The following is a 3,796-nucleotide window of genomic DNA, read 5'->3' on the forward strand; positions in this document are numbered from 1 at the left end:
CGCGCCGAGGGCCACCGCCGCGCCGATCACGTACGCGCGGCGGCGGCTGAACGCCGAGACGGCGAGCACCGGCCCGGTCAGGCTGAACGCGAGGGCGCAGCCCATGAGTCCGGCGGCGAACACCCCGCCCTCGGGCACGGCCGCGCGCAGCGTGGGCGAGAACGCGACCCCGAGCGCGATGGTCAGCGTCGCCACCGCGTTGAGCAGCACCGACGCCGCCACGAGGGCGCCGGTCCGCTCGGCGAGCAGGCGGCGGCGCGAGAGCGGGCGGGTCATCAGGAGCTCGATGGTGCCGGATTCGACGTCGGCCGCGACGGCGGCGGCGCCGAGCGAGCCGATGACGGTCAGGTGCAGCGCGATCCAGAAGGGGTGGGTGAGGCCGGCGCCGAGCAGCCCGGGGTAACTGGCGATGGAGACGTCGCCGTTGGAGCCGCTGAAGGCCTTGAACGCGCCGGGCGGTGTGCGGCGGGCGCCGAAGAGGTCCCCGTGCGGGACGGTGCTGGTGATCACGGTGATCAGCGTCTCGAAGACGACCATGCCGAGCAGCAGCCCGAACAGCATCCGGCGCCGCCGGTGCAGGGCGAGCCAGACCAGCGGGAGGCGGCGGTTGACGGTGCGCGCGATCACGGCTGCTCCCCCGGCTCTTCCGAGTTGCGGTAGAGGTCGAGGAAGGCCTCGTCCAGTCCCGCCTCCTCGACGGTGAGGTCCGCCACCGGCAGGGCGGCGAGCAACTCCCGTACCGTCGCGATGAGTTCGTCCGGTGGCACCACCAGCTCCACGCGTTGCCCCTCCCACTGCGGCGACCACCGGTCGGCGGCGCCGAGCGGCCGGGCGCCCCGCCTGTCGGCGAGGACGAGCCGCACCCGCCGCGCCCGCGCCTGGCGCAGCTCGGCGACCGAGCGGACGGTGACCAGCCGCCCCCGCCGGACGATCGCCACCCGCTCGCACGTGCGCTGCACCTCGGGCAGGACGTGGCTGGAGAGCAGGACGGTGCGCCCGGCGGCGGTCTCCTCGGCGAGCAGTTCGAAGAAGGTCTCCTGGACGAGCGGGTCGAGGCCCTCGGTCGGTTCGTCCAGCACGACGACCCCGGGCCGGTGCTGGAGCGCCTGGACGAGCCCGAGCTTCTGCTTCATCCCGCGCGAGTACTCCCCCACGGCCCGTCCGAGGTCGGCGGGGGTGAGGCCGAGCCGGTCGCAGAGCTCCCGCCGGCGCGGGACGGGGGCGCCCTGGAGGGCGGCGAGGAGGTCGAGCGTCTGCTGCCCGGTGAGTTCGGGGTAGAGCCGCAGTTCGCCGGGCAGGTAGCCGATCGACGGCGCGAGGCGGCGGTGGTCGGCCACCGGGTCGAGCCCGAGCACCCGCACCCGGCCACCGGTGGGCTGGAGCAGGCCGACCAGGCAGCGCAGCGTGGTCGTCTTGCCCGCGCCGTTCGGCCCGAGCAGGCCGAAGACCTCCCCGGCGGCGACCTCGACGTCCAGCCGGTCGATGCCGACGGTGGCGCCGTACCGCTTGGTCAGCTCGCGCAGTTCGATCATCGGTGTGCCGGGCATCGCCCACCTCCCGTCCGGTCGGGCCCTCGGACATCGGAGCGTTCCCCGCGAACGGTGTCGCGCAACACCGCCGGGCTGTCGCGTAACACCGCCGGGCCGCAGCGGCGCTCACCCCTTGCAGACGCCCAGTGGCACCAGCCGGGCCACCGGCCGCGCCAGCCCGGCGCCCTCGGTGACGGCGACCACCGCGTCCACGTCCTTGTACGCGTCCGGCGTCTCCTCCGCGAGCGCCCGGTACGAGGCGGGCCGGACGGCGATGCCGCGCGCCTCCAGTTCGTGGTGCAGCGTCTCGCCGCGCACCATCCGCAGCGCCTGGTGCCGGCTCCACACCCGCCCGGCGCCGTGGCAGGCCGAGTGGAACGCGTCGTTGCCGGGCAGCCCGACCATGACGTACGACGCGGTGCCCATCGTGCCGGGGACGAGCACCGGCTGCCCGGCCTCGACGAGGTCGGCGGGCAGGCTCGGGTCGCCGGGCGGGAGGGCGCGGGTGGCGCCCTTGCGGTGGACGCACAGGTGCCGGGCGACGCCGTCCACCTCGTGCGTCTCCAGCTTGGCGAGGTTGTGCGAGACGTCGTAGACGAGTGCGAGGCCGGACCCGAGGGCCGTCGCGAAGGCGCGGCGGGCCGCCTCGGAGAGCAGCTGCCGGTTCGCCCGGCCGTAGTTGGCGGCGGCGATCATCGCGCCCAGGTACGCCCGGCCGCGCGGCGAGTCCACCGGGGTGCAGGCGAGCTGGCGGTCCGGGACGTCGATCCGGTAGCGGTGCAGCTCGCGGTCCATGGCGCGGACATGGTCGGTGCAGACCTGGTGGCCGAGGCCGCGCGACCCGCAGTGGATCATGACGCAGACCTGCCCCGGCCGCAGCCCGAAGGCCGCCGCCGTCGCCTCGTCCCGCACCTCGTCCACCGCCTGCACCTCCAGGAAGTGGTTCGCCGAGCCGAGGCTGCCGACCTGCTGCAGCCCGCGCTCGACGGCCCGCGTGCTCACCTCGCCCGGCGCCGCGCCGTCCAGCACCCCGCGGTCCTCGCAGCGCTCCAGGTCGCGCGGCACGCCGTGGCCGTGCTCGACGGCGTAGCGGGCGCCGCCGACGAGCAGTTCGTCCAGCTCCCGCGGCCCGTCCAGCTGCCACAGGCCGCCGCGCCCGAGGCCGCGCGGGACGGTCCGGTCGAGCAGGTCCATCAGCCGGCGCAGCCGCTCGGTGCCGAGCTCGTCCCGGCCGACGCCCGACGCCAGCAGCCGGACGCCGCACGAGATGTCGAAGCCCACCCCGCCCGGGGAGACGACGCCGCCCTGGTCGACGTCGGTCGCCGCCACGCCGCCGATCGGGAAGCCGTAGCCCCAGTGCACGTCGGGCATCGCGAAGGAGGCGCGGACGATCCCGGGCAGCGTCGCCACGTTCGCGACCTGTTCGAGGGCCTTGTCCCCGGAGGCCTGCGGCAGCAGCTCGCGGCTCGCGAAGACGACGCCGGGCACGCGCATCGGCGGGGTCGGGTCGATCCGCCAGCGGTGGCGGGCCTCCTCGGTGAGTGCGATCTCCACGGCCGGTACCTCTCAGACGTCGACGGTGACCCGGCCGGCCCAGCCGCCGAGGCCGGGCCGCAGGTCCAGGCCGTGCAGCGAGACGGCCTTCGGCACGGCGCCGACCAGGGTGGCGGTGGCGGTGTCGGCCATCCGGAAGCGCACCTCCAGGGTCCGTCCGCCGTCCGCGTCGTCGATCTCGCCGAGGGCGAGGTCGGCCGGGAGTTCGCCGTGGGCGTCCATCCGGTAGATGACCTCCTCCAGGACGCCGACGAGGAGGTCGGCTTCACTCGCCGCGACGACGGTGCAGGCGCGCTCGCCGACCGGGCGGGCGGCGGTGAGGTCCGCGAAGCTGCCGACGACGGCGCGGACCAGCTCGCCGATGCAGCCCTCGGCCGTCGGCGCCCACGCCTCCACCTGGAGGTCCGCCGTGTGCGGCACGGTCCGGTGGCCGCTTCCGGCTCTCTCCACGAGCTGCCACCTCCTCTCGCCGTCCCCTCCCAGCGTCGGCCTCATGGCGGGCGGTGGCAAGAGCGGGCCGTGGCGAGAGCGGGCGCCGGCACGGGCGGGCGGTGGCACGAGCAAGCGGTGCCACGAGCAGGCGGTGGCAAGAGCGGGCCGTGGCGAGAGCGGCCGGGCCGGTCACTGCCCGTGCACGCCCACCGCCGCCAGGTACGCCGCCGTCAGCTCCGGCGTCGCCAGCCACTCCGCGTGGTCGCTCGGCTCCGGGTACG

4 protein-coding genes are annotated in these 3,796 nt (G+C 75.8%); all 4 read right to left on the minus strand.

Annotated features, from left to right (window positions below; genetic code table 11):
• Positions 1-627: ABC transporter permease subunit (locus AB0O00_RS29730; protein WP_363656973.1), on the minus strand; the 627-nt coding region annotated here is incomplete at its 3' end.
• The gene (locus tag AB0O00_RS29735; protein WP_363656975.1) at positions 624-1,547 is read right to left on the minus strand and encodes an ABC transporter ATP-binding protein; all 924 of its coding nucleotides are present in this window, start codon (positions 1,545-1,547) and stop codon (positions 624-626) included. The genes AB0O00_RS29735 and AB0O00_RS29730, both read right to left, overlap by 4 nt.
• 108 nt (positions 1,548-1,655) lie before the next feature.
• Positions 1,656-3,083 (minus strand): RtcB family protein, encoded by a 1,428-nt coding sequence (locus AB0O00_RS29740; protein WP_363656977.1) that lies wholly within the window; start codon positions 3,081-3,083, stop codon positions 1,656-1,658.
• Between the two features lie 12 nt (positions 3,084-3,095).
• Positions 3,096-3,533, minus strand: a complete 438-nt coding sequence (locus AB0O00_RS29745) for an archease (RefSeq protein WP_363656979.1) — start codon at positions 3,531-3,533, stop codon at positions 3,096-3,098.
• Positions 3,534-3,796: the final 263 nt, after the last annotated feature.

The organism is Kitasatospora sp. NPDC093558 (assembly GCF_040683475.1).
Lineage (GTDB): Bacteria > Actinomycetota > Actinomycetes > Streptomycetales > Streptomycetaceae > Kitasatospora.